This is a genomic window from Bradyrhizobium sp. 930_D9_N1_4, assembly GCF_052076015.1.
GTDB lineage: Bacteria > Pseudomonadota > Alphaproteobacteria > Rhizobiales > Xanthobacteraceae > Bradyrhizobium.
Genome location: NZ_CP197236.1, coordinates 726,433 through 744,964, shown reverse-complemented (window position 1 = coordinate 744,964; position 18,532 = coordinate 726,433). Strand labels below are relative to the sequence as shown.

14 protein-coding genes are annotated in these 18,532 nt (G+C 64.8%); 8 read left to right on the top strand and 6 right to left on the bottom strand.

Annotated features, from left to right (window positions below; genetic code table 11):
* Positions 1-219 precede the first annotated feature (219 nt).
* Together AB7532_RS03455 and AB7532_RS03450 are read right to left on the bottom strand one after the other, a co-directional pair.
* The gene (locus AB7532_RS03455) at positions 220-3,762 is read right to left on the bottom strand and encodes a hypothetical protein (protein WP_441233431.1); all 3,543 of its coding nucleotides are present in this window, start codon (positions 3,760-3,762) and stop codon (positions 220-222) included.
* Positions 3,763-4,113: 351 nt separating this feature from the next.
* Positions 4,114-4,716: a PadR family transcriptional regulator gene (locus AB7532_RS03450; RefSeq protein WP_441233430.1), complete on the bottom strand. Its 603-nt coding sequence runs from the start codon at positions 4,714-4,716 to the stop codon at positions 4,114-4,116.
* Between the two features lie 208 nt (positions 4,717-4,924).
* Here AB7532_RS03450 and AB7532_RS03445 point away from each other — a divergent pair, with 208 nt between their 5' ends.
* From AB7532_RS03445 to AB7532_RS03430, 4 genes are all read left to right on the top strand, one after another.
* Positions 4,925-5,308 carry a nuclear transport factor 2 family protein gene (locus AB7532_RS03445; protein WP_441233429.1) on the top strand — a complete coding sequence of 128 codons (384 nt, stop codon included), beginning with the start codon at positions 4,925-4,927 and terminating at the stop codon, positions 5,306-5,308.
* Positions 5,309-5,342: 34 nt separating this feature from the next.
* Positions 5,343-7,133: an acyl-CoA dehydrogenase C-terminal domain-containing protein gene (locus AB7532_RS03440; protein WP_441233428.1), complete on the top strand. Its 1,791-nt coding sequence runs from the start codon at positions 5,343-5,345 to the stop codon at positions 7,131-7,133.
* 71 nt (positions 7,134-7,204) lie between these two features.
* Positions 7,205-8,413 carry an acetyl-CoA C-acetyltransferase gene (locus tag AB7532_RS03435; protein ID WP_008139875.1) on the top strand — a complete coding sequence of 403 codons (1,209 nt, stop codon included), beginning with the start codon at positions 7,205-7,207 and terminating at the stop codon, positions 8,411-8,413.
* 18 nt (positions 8,414-8,431) lie between these two features.
* The gene (locus AB7532_RS03430) at positions 8,432-10,645 is read left to right on the top strand and encodes an FAD-dependent oxidoreductase (protein WP_441233427.1); all 2,214 of its coding nucleotides are present in this window, start codon (positions 8,432-8,434) and stop codon (positions 10,643-10,645) included.
* A gap of 448 nt (positions 10,646-11,093) precedes the next feature.
* Here AB7532_RS03430 and AB7532_RS03425 read toward each other — a convergent pair whose 3' ends face one another.
* From AB7532_RS03425 to gstA, 3 genes are all read right to left on the bottom strand, one after another.
* Positions 11,094-11,402: a hypothetical protein gene (locus AB7532_RS03425; RefSeq protein WP_441233426.1), complete on the bottom strand. Its 309-nt coding sequence runs from the start codon at positions 11,400-11,402 to the stop codon at positions 11,094-11,096.
* 197 nt (positions 11,403-11,599) lie between these two features.
* Positions 11,600-11,944 carry a hypothetical protein gene (locus AB7532_RS03420; RefSeq protein ID WP_441233425.1) on the bottom strand — a complete coding sequence of 115 codons (345 nt, stop codon included), beginning with the start codon at positions 11,942-11,944 and terminating at the stop codon, positions 11,600-11,602.
* A gap of 112 nt (positions 11,945-12,056) precedes the next feature.
* Positions 12,057-12,671: a glutathione transferase GstA gene (gstA, locus tag AB7532_RS03415; RefSeq protein WP_441233424.1), complete on the bottom strand. Its 615-nt coding sequence runs from the start codon at positions 12,669-12,671 to the stop codon at positions 12,057-12,059.
* A gap of 126 nt (positions 12,672-12,797) precedes the next feature.
* On the opposite strand from gstA, the gene AB7532_RS03410 reads away from it, so the two are divergent.
* The 3 genes from AB7532_RS03410 to AB7532_RS03400 all read left to right on the top strand — a co-directional run bounded on the left by AB7532_RS03410 (position 12,798) and on the right by AB7532_RS03400 (position 15,446).
* Entirely contained in the window at positions 12,798-13,295 is a 498-nt protein-coding gene (locus tag AB7532_RS03410) for a MarR family winged helix-turn-helix transcriptional regulator (protein WP_441233423.1), read from the top strand.
* Positions 13,296-13,396: 101 nt separating this feature from the next.
* Positions 13,397-14,767, top strand: coding sequence for a glutamate--cysteine ligase (locus tag AB7532_RS03405; protein WP_441233422.1), 1,371 nt, complete (start codon positions 13,397-13,399; stop codon positions 14,765-14,767).
* Between the two features lie 112 nt (positions 14,768-14,879).
* Positions 14,880-15,446: a PAN domain-containing protein gene (locus AB7532_RS03400; protein ID WP_441233421.1), complete on the top strand. Its 567-nt coding sequence runs from the start codon at positions 14,880-14,882 to the stop codon at positions 15,444-15,446.
* A 20-nt stretch (positions 15,447-15,466) separates the two neighbouring features.
* Here the strand turns inward: AB7532_RS03400 and AB7532_RS03395 are convergent, their stop codons facing one another.
* Positions 15,467-15,700, bottom strand: coding sequence for a hypothetical protein (locus AB7532_RS03395; protein WP_441233420.1), 234 nt, complete (start codon positions 15,698-15,700; stop codon positions 15,467-15,469).
* Between the two features lie 237 nt (positions 15,701-15,937).
* Here AB7532_RS03395 and AB7532_RS03390 point away from each other — a divergent pair, with 237 nt between their 5' ends.
* Complete coding sequence (locus AB7532_RS03390; protein ID WP_441233419.1) at positions 15,938-18,454, top strand: glycogen/starch/alpha-glucan phosphorylase; 2,517 nt, start codon at positions 15,938-15,940, stop codon at positions 18,452-18,454.
* Positions 18,455-18,532: the final 78 nt, after the last annotated feature.

The window sequence follows — 18,532 nt, the reverse complement described above, 5'->3', positions numbered from 1 at the left end:
GTAAATTTGCGGGTGGTGAATGAGCCAAGACGGAGCGGATGGCTGCTGCTTCACTGCGCGATCTCGCCACCGTCTCCGCTGTCGTGCCCCGGCTTGACCGGGGCATCCAGTACGCCGCGCCCGTTGTTGTGAGAGCGAGCTCCTTAACGCCGGCCTCTGGAATACTGGGTCGCCCGGTCAAGCCGGGCGACGACAAGAGGAGCGAGCGTCCTGAGCCGCTTAATGCGCGGCCGACGCCGACTTCTTGCTCGCGACCGCCTTCGGTGCCGGCTTGGCGTTGGCCTGCGGCGCGCTGTCCCAGCCACCGTTCGGAGCCTGGACATTGACGGCATCGTCGGGCTGCGGCTCGGCGCTGAAGGTCTGGATCGCGAGCTTGGCGGCGGCAAGCGATTGCGGGTCGAGACGCTTGGCAACGTCGTCGCGCTTGGTGGCCGCGTCCGCATCGCCCTGCCCGGCCGCAAGCGTGAACCATTTGTAGGACTCGGCGAGGTTCTGCTCCACGCCGATGCCACGGGCATAGAGGATGCCGAGGTTGAACTGGCTGTCGGCGACGCCGCGGTCAGCGGCTTTCCTGAACCACGTCGCAGCGCTCTTGTAATTGGCGCCGCGTCCGCCGCCGTCGGCATCGAGCACCGCAAGATTATGCATCGCCTTGGCGTTGCCGCGCTCGGCGGCCTGCGTGTAGTAGCGGCGGGCGACATCGGCGTCCTTCTTCACGCCGAGGCCCTTCTCATAGAGCGTGCCGAGGCGGAAGGTCGCGGGCACCACGCCGGCCTGCGCCGCGCGGTCGTACCATTTGGCGGCTTCGTCGTAGTTCGCGGCAATGCCCTTGCCCTCGGCAAAGCGCACGCCGATCTCGTAGGCGGCGGTCGCATCGCCCTTCATCGCGGCACTGCGCAGCGCCGGGCCGCCGATGCCGTCCGGCAGCTTTTCGCTCGGCGGCACCTGGATCGTGCCGAGCCTGGCGCGGCTCGTGCCCGACAGCGCACCGGTGACGTCGCTGTTGGTCGCGGGCGCAGGGGACACAGCGGCGGGTGCCGGCGGAATTTCAACGGAGGCCGAGCCCGCAGCGGGCGCCGGGGCGGAATTATTTTGCGACTGCTTGCCGATCGGCGTCGGCGAGGTCATCGACGGCGTGATCTGCTCGGGCGTAGCGGGCTTGTTCTCGACCGGCGGGGGCGCCTGCGGCGCGGGTGCGGGCGACGAATTCTCCATCGCCTGCGGCGACGGCGCCGGGCCACCGCCATCGAGCAGGTTCATGGCCATCTTGAAGGTGCCGAGCACGATCACGACCACGCTCGCGCCGACCAGCAGCGAACGGATCTTGGAGGTGATGGTCGAGGGGCCTTCCTGGCCCGCGGCCTGTGCTTTTGCCTGGCCCTTGTCCTTGGTGCGGGCTGCGAGCGCGGCCTTGACGCCGCGAGCGGGCTTCTCCGGCGGCTGCACGGCCGCAGCCTGCGCGGCGCGACGTGCGGCGGCGATGAAGCTCGACGACGACACCGGCTCTTTTGGCGCGGCGGGAATTTCGCTGATGGCGCTTTCGGACGCGGCAATGCGCTCCGACGGCGTGGCCACGCGGCCACCCGGCCTTGTACCCGGCTCGAGCGGATGGTCCGGCGGCAATTCCGGCGCGATCGCAGCGCGCGCAGGCGCGGTGTGCGGCTCCAGGATTTCGCTGATCGCGCGCGGCGGAACAGGCGGCGCAGCGGGCACCGGTGGCGGCGCGGCCGGTGCGGCAGCAGCATGGAATTCGCGCGGCGCGGCGATGAAGGCGCCCTGCGGCGGATGTTGTTGCGCGGCGGCCGGGTTGGGCAGCTCGGGCTTCGGATCGTATTTCGGCTGCTGCTGGGCTTGCGGCCGCGGCTCGCGCGCGATCGGCGCGTGCTCCATCGGCGCGGCCATCGGCATGGACGTCGACATGGGCATCGGCGCGGGTGCCGGCGGCGCGGTGCGCACCGTGCGCAGATCGCCCTCGATCATCGAAAGGCGATCGACGACGTGGCCAAGCGCGCTGTGCACGGCTTCGAGCGAATCCTGGGTGCTGCGGTTGGTCTCGGCCTGGCTGAAGCGGATGTCGGAGAGCTCGCGCTTGACGATATCCACCACGCCGGAATCGGCAGGCGGTGCCGAATTGCGGCTCTCGGCCAGCGCCGAATAGGTCGCCTGCTGCCGCTCCAGATGCCTGAGAATGTCGTGCAGCCCGTCCTCGACACGGCTGAAATTGCCATTGCGCGGATCGGAGGCGGCTTCGATCCGCTCCAGCAGGTACGAGACCCGCTGTTCGAGATGCGCGAAGGTCGATTGGGAATCGTTGCCGACCTGCATGCGGTCGAAGCGGTCCGACAGCGCGCGGATCGCGGCTTCCAGATGCTCGCTGCTCTCGGCAGGCTGCGGCCGTTCGCGCGTTTCCAACGCAGCGGTGAGCGCCGCGATGCGCTGCTCCAGCACCGCGAAGCTGTCGTTGTGGCCCGAGGGACGGGTGACCTGATCGACCTTGGACGACAGCAATTGCACGTCTTCGGACAGCCGTGCCAATGCTTCGTTGGAGGCGACGTTGGAGACGATGCCACGCAGCGCCGAGATCGCGCCTTCGAGCTGGCGCACCGTCGAGGGATCGTCATTGGCGCGCAGGATCAGGTCGAGCTTGGCGCCGAGATTGCGGATCGCCTCGTCATAACCGGTGAGCTGCTCGGCCGGCGTCAGCGTGCGCAGCACCTGCTTGATGTCGGACAGCGCATGTTCGATGCCCGACAGAACCTGGCCGTCGGTGCCGGACGAGCGGGTCTCGTCGATGCGACGGTGCAGCGAGCGGATTTCGTTCTCGATCGATTCGATCGCGCGGCGCGGCATCGCCTCGGTGATGGCGTTGCGGATCTCGGCGAGCTCGGATCGGAAGCCGTTGATCGCCTGCTCGGTATTGTCCGGACGCTGCAGGGACTCGATCTGGCTCGTGATCTTGAGCAGATGGCGCTCGAGCAACGAGAAATCGGGCCCCGGCTGCGGTGGCGGCGGAGCGTAGGCAGGCGCGGGCGGCGCCATCGGAGGCGCGGAGGGACCGGCCCAGGATCCTGCACTCGGCGCGATCGACGGGGCGGCGCGCGGCGGCAACTGCCGGGGCGCGAAGCCGTCGAGCTCGCTCTGGCGCGCTGTAATCTCGGCGACCGCGACGTCGAACGACGCCGGGCTCAAGGGAGGAGAGTTGCGATAGACCTGCGCGGCGGCGCGCTCGACCGCATCGGCCTGGCGCTGACGGGCTTCCACGGGAGACGGTGTCGGGGCAGGAGCCGGCCGCGGCGCCTGAGGCTGCTGCGGTTGTGGACGGGAGATTTGCGACAGCCGCGCATCGAGCCGCGAGATGGCGTCGTTGAGCTGGCGCGCGACGCCCTGCTCGCGCGAGACGTCCGGTCGCGAAGCATCCTGGCGTGAACCGTCCTGGCGCGGCGCGGGCTTTGAAATCCGTTCGATCTGCTGCGTGATCGCGTCGAGCCGCTGGTGGATGTCGGCGACTTCGCGACTCTCCTGGCTCGGTCCCTGGCTCGGCATTTGTTGCGGACGCTGATCGTGACGTTGATCTTGGCGTGGATCGCTACGTTGATCCTGGCGCTGATCGTAAGGTCCGCGAAAGTTTGGCGGGGCAGTTTCGCCGAGCGTGGAGTTCAGCCAATCGTTGAGTGACATGCCGGCGCGACGCGCAGCAGCTTCGGCCCGCTCCCTGACGGATGGATCGATGCCGTCAACACTCCACGATACGCGCGAATTCATGACTCTGTCCGGTTCCGACTTCGGCGCCCCACCCGGCGCCTCCAGCCTTCCCACGCGTGCCAATTGTAAAGAAATCGGATTTGCCGCGGGTCGTCTGCCTCGAAAACCGACTTTTGTCCGTTACGGTAAATAACGGGTTAAGGAACGCAGTCCCGGTGTCTTAAAGTTGGGCGGCGGGAACCGGGGGCTTGGCCGCACGGTCGGTGCGCTCCCTCCCCCGCTTGCGGGGGAGGGTTGGGGAGAGGGTGCTTCAACAACGAAGACTCCCCCAGAGGAGAGAGCCCTCACCCGCGCCTTCGGCGCGACCTCTCCCGCAAGCGGGAGAGGTTAGGGCACCGCCACCGCCAGCCCTCAGCCCTTCCCCTCGCGCTTGCCATCCTCCAGCGGGACCACCGTGCCGGTCGCCTTATCCTTGCCGCTCATCGCCGACAGCGCCTCGAGGGCCTCCTCGCAGAAATCGGCCACCATCTGCTCGTGGCGGGCGCCGAGCTGAAGCAGCAGCAGATTCCCGAGGTCGAGCACGCCTGATGCCGTGCCTTCCGGAAAACGCTTCTTGAGGATCCGCTCGTAGTTCTCGTGCCGGTCGCGATGGTGCTCCAGCCGGGCCATCAGATCGGTGCGCATGGGCTCGATGCCGATGCTGTCGAGCGCATGCAGCCGCACCAGGAGGTCGTCCTTGATCGAGGGCGGCGTGCTTGGCCGCGCGGCCCAGTGCCGCAGCGCTGTTCGCCCTTCCGGAGTGAGCGTATAGATGAGTTTATTGGGCTTGCCGGACTGCACGACCTCACGGCCCTGGATGTAGCCGCGGTCCCGCAGCTTGGAGAGCTCGCGGTAGATTTGCTGATGGTCGGCCTTCCAGAAGAAGCCGATCGAGGAGTCAAAGGTCTTGGCGAGCTCGTAGCCCGTCATCGGACGTTCCGTCAGACATGCGAGGATTGCGTCGCCCAGCGCCATGGCCGGCCTCCTTCTTCGTCCTTAACCAACCATCTTGACTTTATGCGCATTGGCGCATATGCGTCAATGTGCATATGAAGCGGCTCGGGGACGGGCCAGAGACCCGCCCCGAAAAGCCAGCGGAATCAATCCTCGCGCTACTGTGCATGGGGTTGTTTTCGCGTTTTTTGCCAGGCTCCTGGAAAGCCCTTTAGGGAGGCACCCGAGAATGACCGGCCTCGACTCCTGGTACGGCTACATGAAGTCCCACGACGGCAAGGCGCTCTGGGAGCTCTTGCATCCCGACGCCGTATTCGAAAGCCCCGTCGTTCACGCGCCGCAGCGCGGCCGCGACATCACCTTCAAATACCTCGCCAGCGCCGAGAAGGTGCTCGGCGGTCCCGGCTTCAGCTATGTCGGCGAATGGCGGAGCGCCAACGGCGCCGTGCTCGAGTTCAAAAATGTCATCGACGGCATCGAGATCAACGGTGTCGACATCATCACTTTCGATGCCGAGGGACGCATCACCCATTTCAAGGTGATGGTGCGTCCGCTCAAGGCGATCAACATGCTGCACCGCCTGATGGCGGAGCAGCTCGCCGCCCAATCCTAAGCCAACATCATCAGGCCCTTGCCGGGAGACTACCATGCCGATCTATAAAGCCCCCGTCGAAGACGTGAACTTCCTGCTCAACGACGTCTTCCAGATCGACCGCTACGACAATCTGGCCGGCTTCTCCGATGCGTCGAGCGACGTGCGCGAAGCCATTCTGGGCGAAGCCGCCAAGCTCGCCGAAGAGGTGCTCCAGCCGCTCAATCGCGTCGGCGATCTCGAAGGCTGCAAGCGCGCCGACGACGGCAGCGTCACCACCCCGAAGGGTTTCAAGGACGCGTTCAAGCAGGTCGCGGAAGGCGGCTGGCTCGGCCTGTCGGCGCCGACCGAGTTCGGCGGTCAGGGCCTGCCGGTGACGCTCTCGCAGGCGGTCAACGAATTCCAGATCTCCGCCAACATGGCGTTCTCGATGTATGGCGGCCTCACCATGGGCGCGACCGCCGCGCTGATCGTTCACGGCACGCCGGAGCAGAAGCAGACCTACGTGCCGAAGATGGTTGCCGGCGAGTGGACCGGCACCATGAACCTGACCGAGCCGCATTGCGGCACCGATCTCGGCATGCTCCGCACCAAGGCGGTACGGCAGCCCGATGGCAGCTTCAAGATCACGGGCACCAAGATCTTCATCTCGGCCGGCGAGCATGACCTCGCCCCCAACATCATCCACCTCGTGCTCGCCCGCATCGAGGGTGCGCCCGCCGGCATCAAGGGCGTGTCGCTGTTCGTGGTGCCGAAATTCCTGGTCAATGCCGACGGTTCGGTGGGTAGCCGCAACGGCGTCGTCTGCGGCTCGATCGAGCACAAGATGGGCATCCACGGCAATTCGACCTGCGTGATGAACTACGACAGCGCCACCGGCTGGCTGATCGGCGAAGAGAACAAGGGCATGCAGGGCATGTTCGTGATGATGAACGAGGCCCGCCTCGGCGTCGCCGTGCAGGGTCTCGCGCAGTCCGAGGTCGCCTATCAGAATGCCGTCGCCTATGCCCGCGATCGCATCCAGGGCCGCTCGCTCACCGGCGCGAAGGCGCCGGACAAGCAGGCCGACCCGATCATCGTGCATCCCGACGTGCGCCGCACGCTCCTCTCCATCCGCGCCTTCAACGAAGCCGCGCGCGCCTTCGTGATGTGGACCGCGCTGAAGAGCGACGTCGCGCATCGCTCCGAGGATCCCAAGGACCGGCAGGCCGCCGACGACCACATGGGGCTGATGACGCCGGTGCTGAAGGGCTTCCTCACCGATTACGGCTTTGCCAACGCGGTGCAGGCGCAGCAGATGTATGGCGGCCACGGCTACATCGCCGAGCAGGGCATGGAGCAGTTCGTGCGCGATGCGCGCATCGCCATGATCTATGAAGGCGCCAACGGCATCCAGGCGCTCGACCTCGTCGGCCGCAAGCTGCCGCGCGACGGCGGCCGGGCCATCATGGCCTTCTTCGGTGAGGTCATGGCCTTCGCCAAGGAGAACGGCGGCGACGAGGCGCTCAAGCCTTTCATCACCCCGCTCTCGGCTTCGCTCGGCCACCTCCAGCAGGCCACGACTTGGCTGATGCAGAACGCGATGGCGAAGCCGGACAATGCGGGGGCCGCCGCAACCGATTATCTGCATCTCTTCGGCTTCGTCGCGCTCGGCTATATGTGGGCGAAGATGGCAAAGGTGACGAATGCCAAGATTGCCGAGAGCGGGGCGACGCCCTATCTCTCGACCAAGCTCGTCACCGGCCGTTTCTTCATGGAGCGCATGCTGCCGGAGACCGCGGCCAATCTCGCGCGCATCCAGTCCGGCTGCGCCACCATCATGGAATTGCCGGCGGAAGCCTTCTGAGGCTTTCGCCCCACGAATGATCGCGACCGCGTAGCGGTCGTCGCCAAGATAACTGCAATCAGGAGGCTCCCATGGCAGACGCCTATATCTACGACCACGTCCGAACCCCGCGCGGCCGCGGCAAGGCCGACGGTGCGCTGCACGAGGTGACCGCGCTCGCGCTCGCCACCGTGCCGCTGAAGGCGCTGAAGGACCGCAACAATTTGCCGGAAGATTCCGTCGACGACGTCGTGCTCGGCGTGGTCGATCCGGTCGGCGAGGCCGGCTCCGACATCGCGCGCTTTGCCGCGCTCAAGGCGGGTCTCGGCGAAGCCGTGCCCGGCGTGCAGATCAGCCGCTTCTGCGCCTCCGGCCTCGACGCCGTGAACTTTGCCGCAGCCCAGGTGATGAGCGGCCAGCACGAGCTGGTGATCGGCGGCGGCGCCGAATCCATGAGCCGCGTCGGCATCGGCGCCTCCGGCGGTGCCTGGCCGATGGACCCGTCGATGGCGGTGCCGTCCTATTTCATGCCGCAGGGCGTCTCAGCCGATCTGATCGCCACCAAATACGGTTTCTCGCGCGACGACGTCGACGCTTATGCGGTGCAGAGCCAGCAGCGCGCCGCGAAGTCCTGGGAAGAAGGCCGCTTCGACAAGTCGATCGTCCCGGTGAAGGACATCAACGGCCTCACCATCCTCGCCAAGGACGAGCACATGCGTCCCTCGACGACGATGCAGTCGCTGGCGCAGTTGCAGCCCTCGTTCACGATGATGGCGCAGATGGGCGGTTTTGACGGCGTCGCGGTGCAGTCGCACCCCGAAATCGAGCGCGTCAATTACGTGCACCACGCCGGCAATTCGTCGGGCATCGTCGACGGCGCCGGCGCCGTGCTGCTCGGCAGCAAGGAAGCGGCCAGCAAATACGGCCTGAAGCCGCGCGCAAGAATCCGCGCGTTTGCCAATGTCGGCTCGGAGCCGGCGATGATGCTGACCGGCCCGGTCGACGTCACCGAGAAGCTGTTCGCGCGCTCGGGCATGAAGAAGTCGGACATCGACCTGTTCGAGCTCAACGAGGCCTTCGCCTCCGTCGTGCTGCGATACATCCAGGCCTTCGACATCGACAACGCCAAAATCAACGTCAATGGCGGCGCGATCGCGCTCGGCCATCCACTCGGCGCGACCGGCGCGATGATCCTCGGCACCGTGCTCGACGAGCTCGAGCGCACCAACAAATCCACCGCCCTGGTCACGCTGTGCATCGGCGGCGGCATGGGCACCGCGACCATCATCGAGCGCGTCTAAGGGTAGGGAGCAACCAACATGGCTTACAAGAACTTCAGGGTTGAGACCGATTCCGACGGCATCGCGCTGGTCACCTGGGACATCCCGGGCCGTTCGATGAACGTGCTCGACGAGACCTCGACCAACGAGCTCGACGCGATCGTCAAGGAAACCACGGCCGACGCGGCCGTGAAGGGCGTCGTCATCACCTCCGCCAAGGACGCGTTCTGCGCCGGCGCCGATTTGTCCATGCTCGAAGGCATGAACCAGGCTTACGCAAAAGTGCTCAAGGAGGACGAGACCGCCGCGAACCAGATGCTGTTCGACCAGAGCCGCCGCTTCTCGCTGGTGCTGCGCTCGATCGAAACATCCGGCAAGCCGTGGGCGGCCGCGATCAACGGCCTCGCGCTCGGCGGCGGCTTCGAGATCACGCTGTGCTGCCACTATCGCGTGGCGGCGGAGAATCCCAAGACCCGCCTCGGCCTGCCCGAGGTCAAGGTCGGCCTGTTCCCCGGCGCCGGCGGCACGCAGCGCGTGCCGCGGCTGGTACCGCCCCAGGACGCGATGACGATCCTGCTCAAGGGTGATCCGGTCACCGTCGAGAAGGCGAAGGCGCTGAATTTGATTCACGCCGTCGTTCCCGCTGCGGACCTGATCAAGGCGGCGAAGGATTGGATCAAGGGCGGCGGCAAGGCCGTCGCGCCCTGGGACGAGAAGGGCTTCAAGCTTCCTGGCGGTCCGGTGTTCTCCAAGGCCGGCATGATGATGTTCCCCGCCGGCAACGCGATCTACCGCCGCGAGACCTACGACAACTATCCGGCCGCTCGCGCGATCATGAGCTGCGTCTATGAAGGCTTGCAGTTGCCGATCGACGCCGCGCTCCGCGTCGAGTCGCGCTACTTCACCTCGGTGCTGCGCTCGAAGGAAGCGGCCGCGATGATCCGCAGCCTGTTCCTGTCGATGCAGGAGCTCAACAAGGGCGCGCGCCGTCCGAAGGACGTGCCCGCGACCAAGGTGAAGAAGATCGCCGTGATCGGCGCCGGCTTCATGGGCGCGAGCGTCGGTTACGTCTCGGCCCGTGCCGGTCTCGACGTCATCCTGATCGACCGCGACCAGGAGAGCGCCGACAAGGGCAAGGCGCATGCACAGAAGGTGATCGAGGAGCAGATCAAGAAGGGCCGCGCCAAGCCCGGCGACGCCGAAGCGCTGCTCGCGCGCATCACGCCGACCGCCGATTATGCGGCGCTCAAGGACGTCGACCTCGTGATCGAGGCCGTGTTCGAGGATCGCAAGGTCAAGGCCGATACCTTCGCCAAGGCGCAGGAGCACATGAAGCCGGACGTGATCTTCGCGTCGAACACTTCGACGCTGCCGATCACATCGCTGGCGGAGGGCTTCAAGGACCAGGGCAAGTTCGTCGGCATCCACTTCTTCTCGCCGGTCGAGAAGATGATGCTGGTCGAGATCATCAAGGGCAAGAACACCGGCGATCTCGCGCTCGCGACCGCGCTCGACTACGTCCGGCAGATCGGCAAGACGCCGATCGTGGTCAACGACTCCAGAGGCTTCTTCGCCAATCGCTGCGTCGGGCGCTACGTCGCCGAAGGCAACGAGATGTTCCTCGAAGGCATACCGCCGGCGATGATCGAGAACTGCGCCAAGATGGCCGGCATGCCGGTCGGCCCGCTCTCGCTCTCCGACGAAGTCGCGCTCGACCTCGGCCTCAAGATCATGAAGGCGACGGAAGCCGATCTCGGTCCCAACGCCATCAATCCAGACCAGAAGAAGCTGATGGTGGAGCTGGTCGAGAAGCAGGGCCGTCTCGGCCGCAAGAACAGCAAGGGCTTCTACGACTATCCCGAGAAGGGCAAAGGCCAGAAGAGCCTGTGGCCGGGCCTCTCAGCGCTGCAGCCGAAGCAGCTCGACCCTGATACGCTCGATATCGAAGAACTGAAGCAGCGCTTCCTGGTGGTGCAGGCCGTGGAAGCCGCGCGCACGGTCGAGGATCACGTCATCACCGATCCGCGCGAGGCGGATGTCGGCTCGATCCTCGGTTTCGGCTTCGCGCCGTTCACCGGCGGCACGCTGTCCTACATCGATTTCATGGGCACGAAGACGTTCGTCGAACTCTGCCACAAGCTGGAGGCGAAATACGGCTCGCGCTTCACGCCGCCGAAACTTCTCGAGGAGATGGCAGCAAAGGGAGAAACTTTCTACGGCCGCTTCGCGCCGAAGAAGGCAGCTGCTGCCTGATCGGTTGAGCTCGATTGAGAACAAGAGGCCGGATCATCGATCCGGCCTTTTTTCCTTTGGCTGGCATCATCACGGTTGCGTTAGACAATTCCCAGGTTGTGGAACACGTCACAAAATCCGCGTAGGAACCGTGCCAGAGTTCCGTTGCGGGGATTCTCACGCAATTGCCATGGGCGCGTCAAAGCTGTGCCGTTCTTTTGCTCGGCTCTGGCATTAGTCTTGCTACGAAATTTGGGTCAGTCGGCGGGTTAGTCGCTGCCGGCAGCCGATAGGTTTGTCGATTACGAAGAAAGTGCCTGCAATGAACTCACTTGCGCTCCAGAAGACCATGCTCGACCGCGAACTGGCTGCGAAATATGGAGCTGTGCCTGCGCTTGCCCGCCTCGTGCCTCAGCCGAACGGTATGCGTTTGCGGCGAAAGGGGCCGGTGTTCTGGGCAGCTTTGGCGTTACTTGTGCTGGCGGCGGACGCTTTGCTCGCCCTCCTCGCGTGGGGCGCCGTCGATCTCGTCCTGAAGTGAAATTTCGCGCCTGTGCAGCAGGTAGGTCGCGCCTAGATAGGCGAGTTCTGAAACGACAAGGCAGGCGGTAATGATTGTCACGCCTGCGACGAGCCCAAATCCGTAAAAGTGAAGAACAATCGCCGCAAGCAGCGCAATCAGCGGCGAGATCAGGACCAGGGCCCAGACCCGATACGTGAATCCGGTGGCCAGTCCTGCCAACGCACTTACAAGAATCAGGATAAAGGCAATCGTCAAATTCAACCCCGGTGAGAGCACATCTGATCTGCAACTCCAGCTTGGCGCCCTTCACGGGCGGGAACAAGACAGAACTACTTACTTAGTACGAACGGCGGTTCATAAGTCCAATCACAGGTACGATGGTCCCGCAGGGTGAGGTTCACGCCTGCCCGTCTTGGTTAGTTAGAGGGGCCGGATAGACGATCAGGCCTGTCTTACTTTCTGTCCCCGAACGGCGAGAACGCCCGGCCCGAGATCGCATCGTCGCCGAGGTCGGCTTTCCAGGTCCCTTCATCACCGCGGCCAAGGCGCACCTCGAAGCGCCAGCCATTCTGGTTGGTGAAGGCGATGTCCGTGGCGCCCCTCTTCTTGGCGTAGCTGCACGGATATTCGGTCGGCCGGTCCGGAAAGACGACCTTTCCTTCCTTGCTCGCGAACACGGTCGAGGTGATCTGGGGATGGGTCATGAAGATGCAATTGCGCTGCGGCTGGTCCGGGGTGGACAGGCCAAGCATCGCAAGCGGCGCGCCCGCGGCGGTCATGAGGACGATCATATTCATGAGCAATTGTCTCCGGGGATTGCTGCTTCGACATCCTCATCCCTCAAATGGTTCACAATGAAAAAGGCCGGATCGTCGATCCGGCCTTTCGCTTGTGGCGTCTCGCGGGCGCTTATTTCGCCTGCGCGAGGCCTTCCTTCTGGAGCGCTTCCTGCACCTGCGGCCGCGCAGCGACGCGGGCCTTGTAGGCGGTCAGGTTCGGCATCGCCGAGAGGTCGAACTTCATCCGGTCGCCCCAGGTGAGCATCGTGAAGAGGTAGCCGTCGGCCACCGTGAACTGCTTGCCCATGAGGTAATCGCGGCCGGCGAGCTGGCTGTCGATGTATTTCAGCTTGCCCATGACGCGGTCCTTGAAGAAGGCCTTCGCCTCGTCGTTCAGCGCCGGTGCGAACATCGGACCGAAGCTCTTGTGAACCTCCGAGGTGAGGAAGTTCAGCCACTCCAGCAGCTTGTAGCGCTCGGAACTGCCGTGGGCAGGCGCCAGCGCCTTGGCCGCGGCCTGGTCGGCGATCATCTGGACAATGACCGGGCCTTCGGTCACGATCTCACCGCTGTCGAGGCCCAGCGCAGGGACCTGGCCCTTGGGGTTCAGCTTCAGATAATCCTCACCATTTTCGAGCTTCTTGGCCCGGATATCGACCTTGACCAGCTCATAGGGCAGGCCGGCTTCCAGGAGCGCGATGTGGGGAGACAGGGAGCAGGCACCGGGCGAGTAATAGAGTTTCATGGAATTTCCTCCTCTTGACGCTTGGTTGTGGCGAAGGAACGCCTACATGCACCTGCATGCAATAGTCAAGATTGATGCAGGTGCATCGAGTGGGGTAAGAGACGGGCGACGAGCTTGAGCGGGACCATGAAACGCAAACCATCGACCGAGGCGACTTCCGCCTGGATCCGCCTGATGCGGGTGCAGAGCCGTGTGCTCGATTGTGTCGAGCAGGACCTGAAGAAGGCGGGGTTCCCGCCGCTGGCATGGTACGACGCGCTGCTGGAATTGTCGCGGGCGCCAACGGGCGAGCTGCGGCCGGTGGAACTCGAGCGGCAGATGCTGATCCCGCAATATTCCACCTCACGCCTGATCGACCGCCTGGTCGACGAAGGCCTCGCCTCCCGGCGCGAATGCAAGATCGACAAGCGGGGCCAGTTCGTGGAGATCACGGAAGCCGGCCGCGAGTTGCAGAAGCGGATGTGGGGCGCCTACTCCGCCGCGATCGAGAAATATGTCGGCTCGAAACTGTCCGACGCGGACGCCGTCAAGCTTAGCGGTCTGCTCGACCGCCTGGGCTGCTCGTGCGGCGAGATGAAACTGCCGCCCGTCGTCAACGTCAACGAAACCACGCCGTCGCGATGATCGCGCGGCACACCAGCTCGTCCGTGCGCCCCTGGGGTTCGCGGACCATCCCTGTCACCCGCGCGCCTTCGGTCGAAGCGCCCTTTTGATTAGAGTTTGATATGGCGCGAGACCAGATCGATATGACGCCGCTGCAATCGCGCGACGAGCTCGTCGCGTGGTTCGAGGCCGGCTGCAAGCCGCCGTCAGAGTGGCGGATGGGCACCGAGCACGAGAAGACACCGTTCACGCTCGAAGGCCACCGCCCGGTGCCCTATGAAGGCCCGCGCGGGATCGGCGCGCTGCTTGAAGGCATGAAGCTCCTGCTCGGCTGGGAGCCGATCATGGAGAAGGGCAACATCATCGGTCTCTACGACGTCACCGGCGGCGGCGCGATCTCGCTCGAGCCCGGCGGACAGTTCGAGCTCTCCGGCGCGCCGGTCGAGAACGTGCACCAGACCCAGAGCGAGCTGATGGCGCATCTGGCGCAGGTGCGCGAGATCGCGACCCCGCTCGGCATCGGCTTCCTCGGCCTCGGCATGACGCCGTCCTGGTCGCGCGCCGACATCCCGGTGATGCCCAAGGGCCGCTACAAGATCATGACCAATTACATGCCGAAGGTCGGCCAGTACGGCCTCGACATGATGTACCGGACCTGCACGGTGCAGACCAATCTGGACTTCTCCTCCGAAGCCGACATGGTCAAGAAGCTGCGCGTCTCGCTCGCGCTGCAGCCGGTCGCGACCGCCCTGTTCGCCAATTCGCCGTTCACCGAAGGCAAGCCGAACGGCTTCCTCTCCTTCCGCTCCGAGATCTGGCGCGACACCGACAATGCGCGTTCCGGCATGATGCCGTGGGCGTTCGAGGACGGCATGGGCTTCGAGCGCTATGTCGACTACGCGCTCGACGTGCCCATGTATTTCGTCAAGCGCGACGAGGATTACATCGACGTCTCGGGCTCCTCGTTCCGCGCCTTCTTCGACGGCCGCAACAACAATCTGCCCGGTGAACGTCCGACGCTATCGGACTGGGCCAACCATCTCTCGACGATCTTCCCGGAAGTGCGTCTCAAACGCTATCTCGAGATGCGCGGCTCCGACGGCGGTCCGTGGGGCCGGCTGCCGGCGCTGTCGGCATTCTGGGCCGGACTGCTCTACGACGACGTGTCGCTCGATGCGGCCTGGGATCTGGCCAAGCACTGGACCGCGCCCGAGCGCCAGGCCCTGCGCGACGACGTGCCGCGCTTCGGCTTCAAGTCGCGGATCAAGGACCGCTATCTGTTCGAGATCGCCAAGGAATGCCTCGTTCTGGCCCATGCCGGCCTGCGCCGGCGCGGCCGGATCGACCAGCTCGGCCGCGACGAGACCCGGCATCTGGAGCCGCTCGACCGCATCATCGATTCCGGCCGGACACCGGCCGAGGAAATGCTCGAGAAGTTCAACGGGCCCTGGAACGGCTCCGTGGAACCGGCCTACGCGGAATACGCGTTCTAGGCCAATAGGCCGACGCTCACGACGAAGGCCGTTCATCGCCCGTACAGGTTTGCGGCGATCAAATGACCGGCCGAAAAATCCGAGCGTCGTCAATAACTCGAAAGCTGTTCCGATGGGGAAGGGCCGCCTGTCCGGGGCCTTCATGGCAAACGTCGTGGCCTGTGCCGCGCTGCTGTCGCTCGTGTTTGCGAGCGTGCCTGCGCGCGCCCAGACGGCGTTCGACCGGCCCGGCGGCGACTATTTCAGCACACCGGTGACGTCAGGCGATCCCGAGGATTGCGCGCTGCAGTGCGAACGCGATCGCAAGTGCCGGTCCTGGAGCTTCAGCTATCCCGACGTCGAAGGCGGCTCGGCCGTGTGCTGGCTCAAGAACACCGTGCCGCCGCGTGTCCCGGGCAGCTGCTGCATCTCCGGCGTCCGCGGCGCCGGCGTGATCGAGCCCCGGGTCGAAGGTGTGGAAACGTCGATCGATCGCCCGGGCGGGGATCTGCGCAATTTCGAACTCAAGGACGGCGAAGGCGAGGAAGCCTGCAAGGCCGCCTGCACCGCCGACAACAAGTGCCGTGCCTTCACCTATGCCCGTCCCGGCTACACCGGGCGCGAAGCGCGCTGCTTCCTGAAGAAGGAAATCAAGCCACCGCGCCGCAAGGCAGGCTTCACGTCAGGCGTGGTCAGATAGCGCCGCTCGTTCGCAGCGCTTTAGTTCGCCGCCGACACCAGCCTGTCCCCGCACGCATTCGCGTAAAACGTGCCGCCGCATTGGCGCTTGATGGCGGCGCAGCGCGCGGCGGGAGACGCATTTTGCGGAACGCTGAAGCTGCAGCTCAACCCGTCGGCACTGCGACCCGTCTTGCCGGCGGCAAGGGCCGCGCTGGAGGCCGTGATGCAGACGACGAGGAAGGCTGCGGCGGCGATTTCAATCAGCAGTCTCATCAGCGGTCTCATGGGGCGTCTCCTCCACAGTGATGGCTGAATTGGCCGCCATTCTAGCAGGAAATCGACGTTTCTCCGTGCTCGTCCGGGTTCCCAAATCGGCCCGTTCCTTGCATAAATTTACGTCAGCGCAGTGCACGGCCGCACCAGCAATGGTTCCGGCGCAGGGGCAAGACGCTTAAGGTTACAAGACGCGTAGGGTTTAGTGGTGTTTCTGTCGACCAGGAAGTGACAGCTTTGCAAGATCAATCGTTCCAGCCAAATTTTCCCGCTCCCAACCAGCCCATCGACGAGCTCGCGCTGGCTGAGATCAAGGGCGCGATCCTGGCGAAGCTGCGCCTTGCCATCGGCAAGGATGCGGGCATGGCGACCAAGCACGACTGGTATCAGGCCGCAGCACTCGCGCTGCGCGATCGCATCGTGCATCGCTGGCTCACGGCCGAGAAGCACAGCTACGATGCGGGGCGCAAGCGCGTCTATTATCTCTCGCTCGAATTCCTGATCGGCCGTCTCTTCAGCGACGCGCTCAACAACATGGGGCTGCTGAAGATCTTCGAGGTCGCGCTCGGCGATCTCGGCGTCTCGCTGCCCGAGCTGCGCAAATGCGAGCCGGATGCGGCGCTCGGCAATGGCGGCCTCGGCCGGCTTGCCGCCTGCTTCATGGAAAGCATGGCGACGCTGTCGATTCCCGCGATCGGCTACGGCATCCGCTACGATTACGGCCTGTTTCGCCAGATCATCAATCAGGGCTGGCAGCAGGAATATCCCGACGAATGGTTGAGCTTCGGCAACCCCTGGGAATTGCAGCGGCCGGAGGTGATCTACGACATCAATTTCGGCGGCGGCGTCGAGCATGTCGATGACAAGGGGCGTGACCGCGCGATCTGGCATCCGGCCGAGACCGTGCAGGCGATCGCCTATGACACGCCGATCGTCGGCTGGCGCGGCCAGCACGTCAATGCGCTCCGCCTGTGGTCGGCGCGCTCGCCCGATCCGTTGAAGCTCGATGCCTTCAACAAGGGCGACTATGTCAGCGCCAGCTCCGAGCAGTCGCGCGCCGAAGCGATCTGCAAATTCCTCTATCCGAACGACGAGAGCCCGGCGGGCCGCGAGCTGCGCCTGCGCCAGGAATATTTCTTCGTCTCGGCCTCACTCCAGGATCTGATCAAGCGGCATCTCGCCTCCGACGGCCAGCTCCGCAGCCTGTCGTCCAAGGTCGCGGTGCAGCTCAACGACACGCATCCGAGCCTCGCCGTCACCGAGCTGATGCGCATCCTCGTCGACCTCCACAATTTCCGTTGGGACGAGGCCTGGAAGATCACCGTCGCCACCCTCTCCTACACCAACCACACGCTGCTGCCGGAAGCGCTGGAGACCTGGCCGGTCGAGCTGTTCGAGCGCCTTCTGCCGCGACATCTCGAGATCATCTACCGCATCAACGTCCAGCATCTCGCGCTTGCCGAAGCGCGCGCGCCCGGCGACATCGACTTCCGCGCCTCGGTTTCGCTGATCGACGAGAGGAGCGGCCGCCGCGTGCGCATGGGCCAGCTCGCCTTCGTCGGCTCGCACCGCATCAACGGCGTCTCGGCGATGCATTCGGATTTGATGCGCGAGACCGTATTCCACGACCTCAACCATCTCTATCCCGGCCGCATCACCAACAAGACCAACGGCATCACCTTCCGCCGCTGGCTGATGCTGGCCAACCCGAAGCTGACCGACCTGCTGCGCGAAACCTGCGGCGATGCCGTGCTCGACGATCCGACCCAGCTCTCGCTGATCGAGGCGCGCGCCAGCGACGTCGAATTCCAGAAAAGATTCCGCGCCGTCAAGCTTCACAACAAGACCGCGCTTGCGCGCCTGATCGGCGAACGGCTCGGCATCAAGGTCGATCCGACCGCGCTGTTCGACGTGCAGATCAAGCGCATCCACGAATACAAGCGCCAGCTTCTCAACGTCATCGAGACGGTCGCGCTGTACCAGGCGATCAAGGACGATCCCAACGGCAATTGGGTGCCGCGGGTGAAGATCTTCGCCGGCAAGGCCGCGGCGAGCTATCGCTACGCCAAGCTGATCATCAAGCTGATCAACGACGTCGCGGAAGTCGTGAACAACGATCCCGCGATCGGCGGCAAGCTCAAGGTCGTCTTCCTGCCCGACTACAATGTCAGCCTCGCCGAGATCATCATTCCCGCCGCCGATCTGTCCGAGCAGATCTCGACCGCCGGCATGGAGGCCTCCGGCACCGGCAACATGAAGCTGTCGCTGAATGGCGCCCTCACCATCGGCACGCTCGACGGCGCCAATATCGAGATCCGCGACCATGTCGGCGCCGAGAACATCGCGATCTTCGGCATGGAAGCCGGCGACGTGATGATCCGCCGCAAGCAGGGCCTGGATGCCTCCGACGTGATCCGCAATTCGCCGAAGCTCCAGCGCGCCATCAACGCGATCGGCGCCGGCGAGTTCTCGCCCGGCGATCCCGGCCGCTTCGAATCCATCGCACACGCACTGCGCTATCTCGACCATTACATGGTCAGCGCCGATTTCGATTCCTATTACGAGGCGCAACGCAGCGTCGATGCGCGCTGGCAGGTCGCCCCGGCCTGGACCCGCGCCTCCATCCTCAACGTCGCGCGCATGGCGTGGTTCTCGTCGGACCGCACCATCCGCGAATACGCCGAGGAGATCTGGAACGTGCCGGTCAATCCGACGACGCCGCTGCTGCCGAATCTGCGTGACGTCGCGGGCTGATTTTCCGCCGCGTGAAATCGGCGTTTATCTGCGAGGTCATTGCACCTCGCGGCAAGGATGATGATATGATCGTCATCA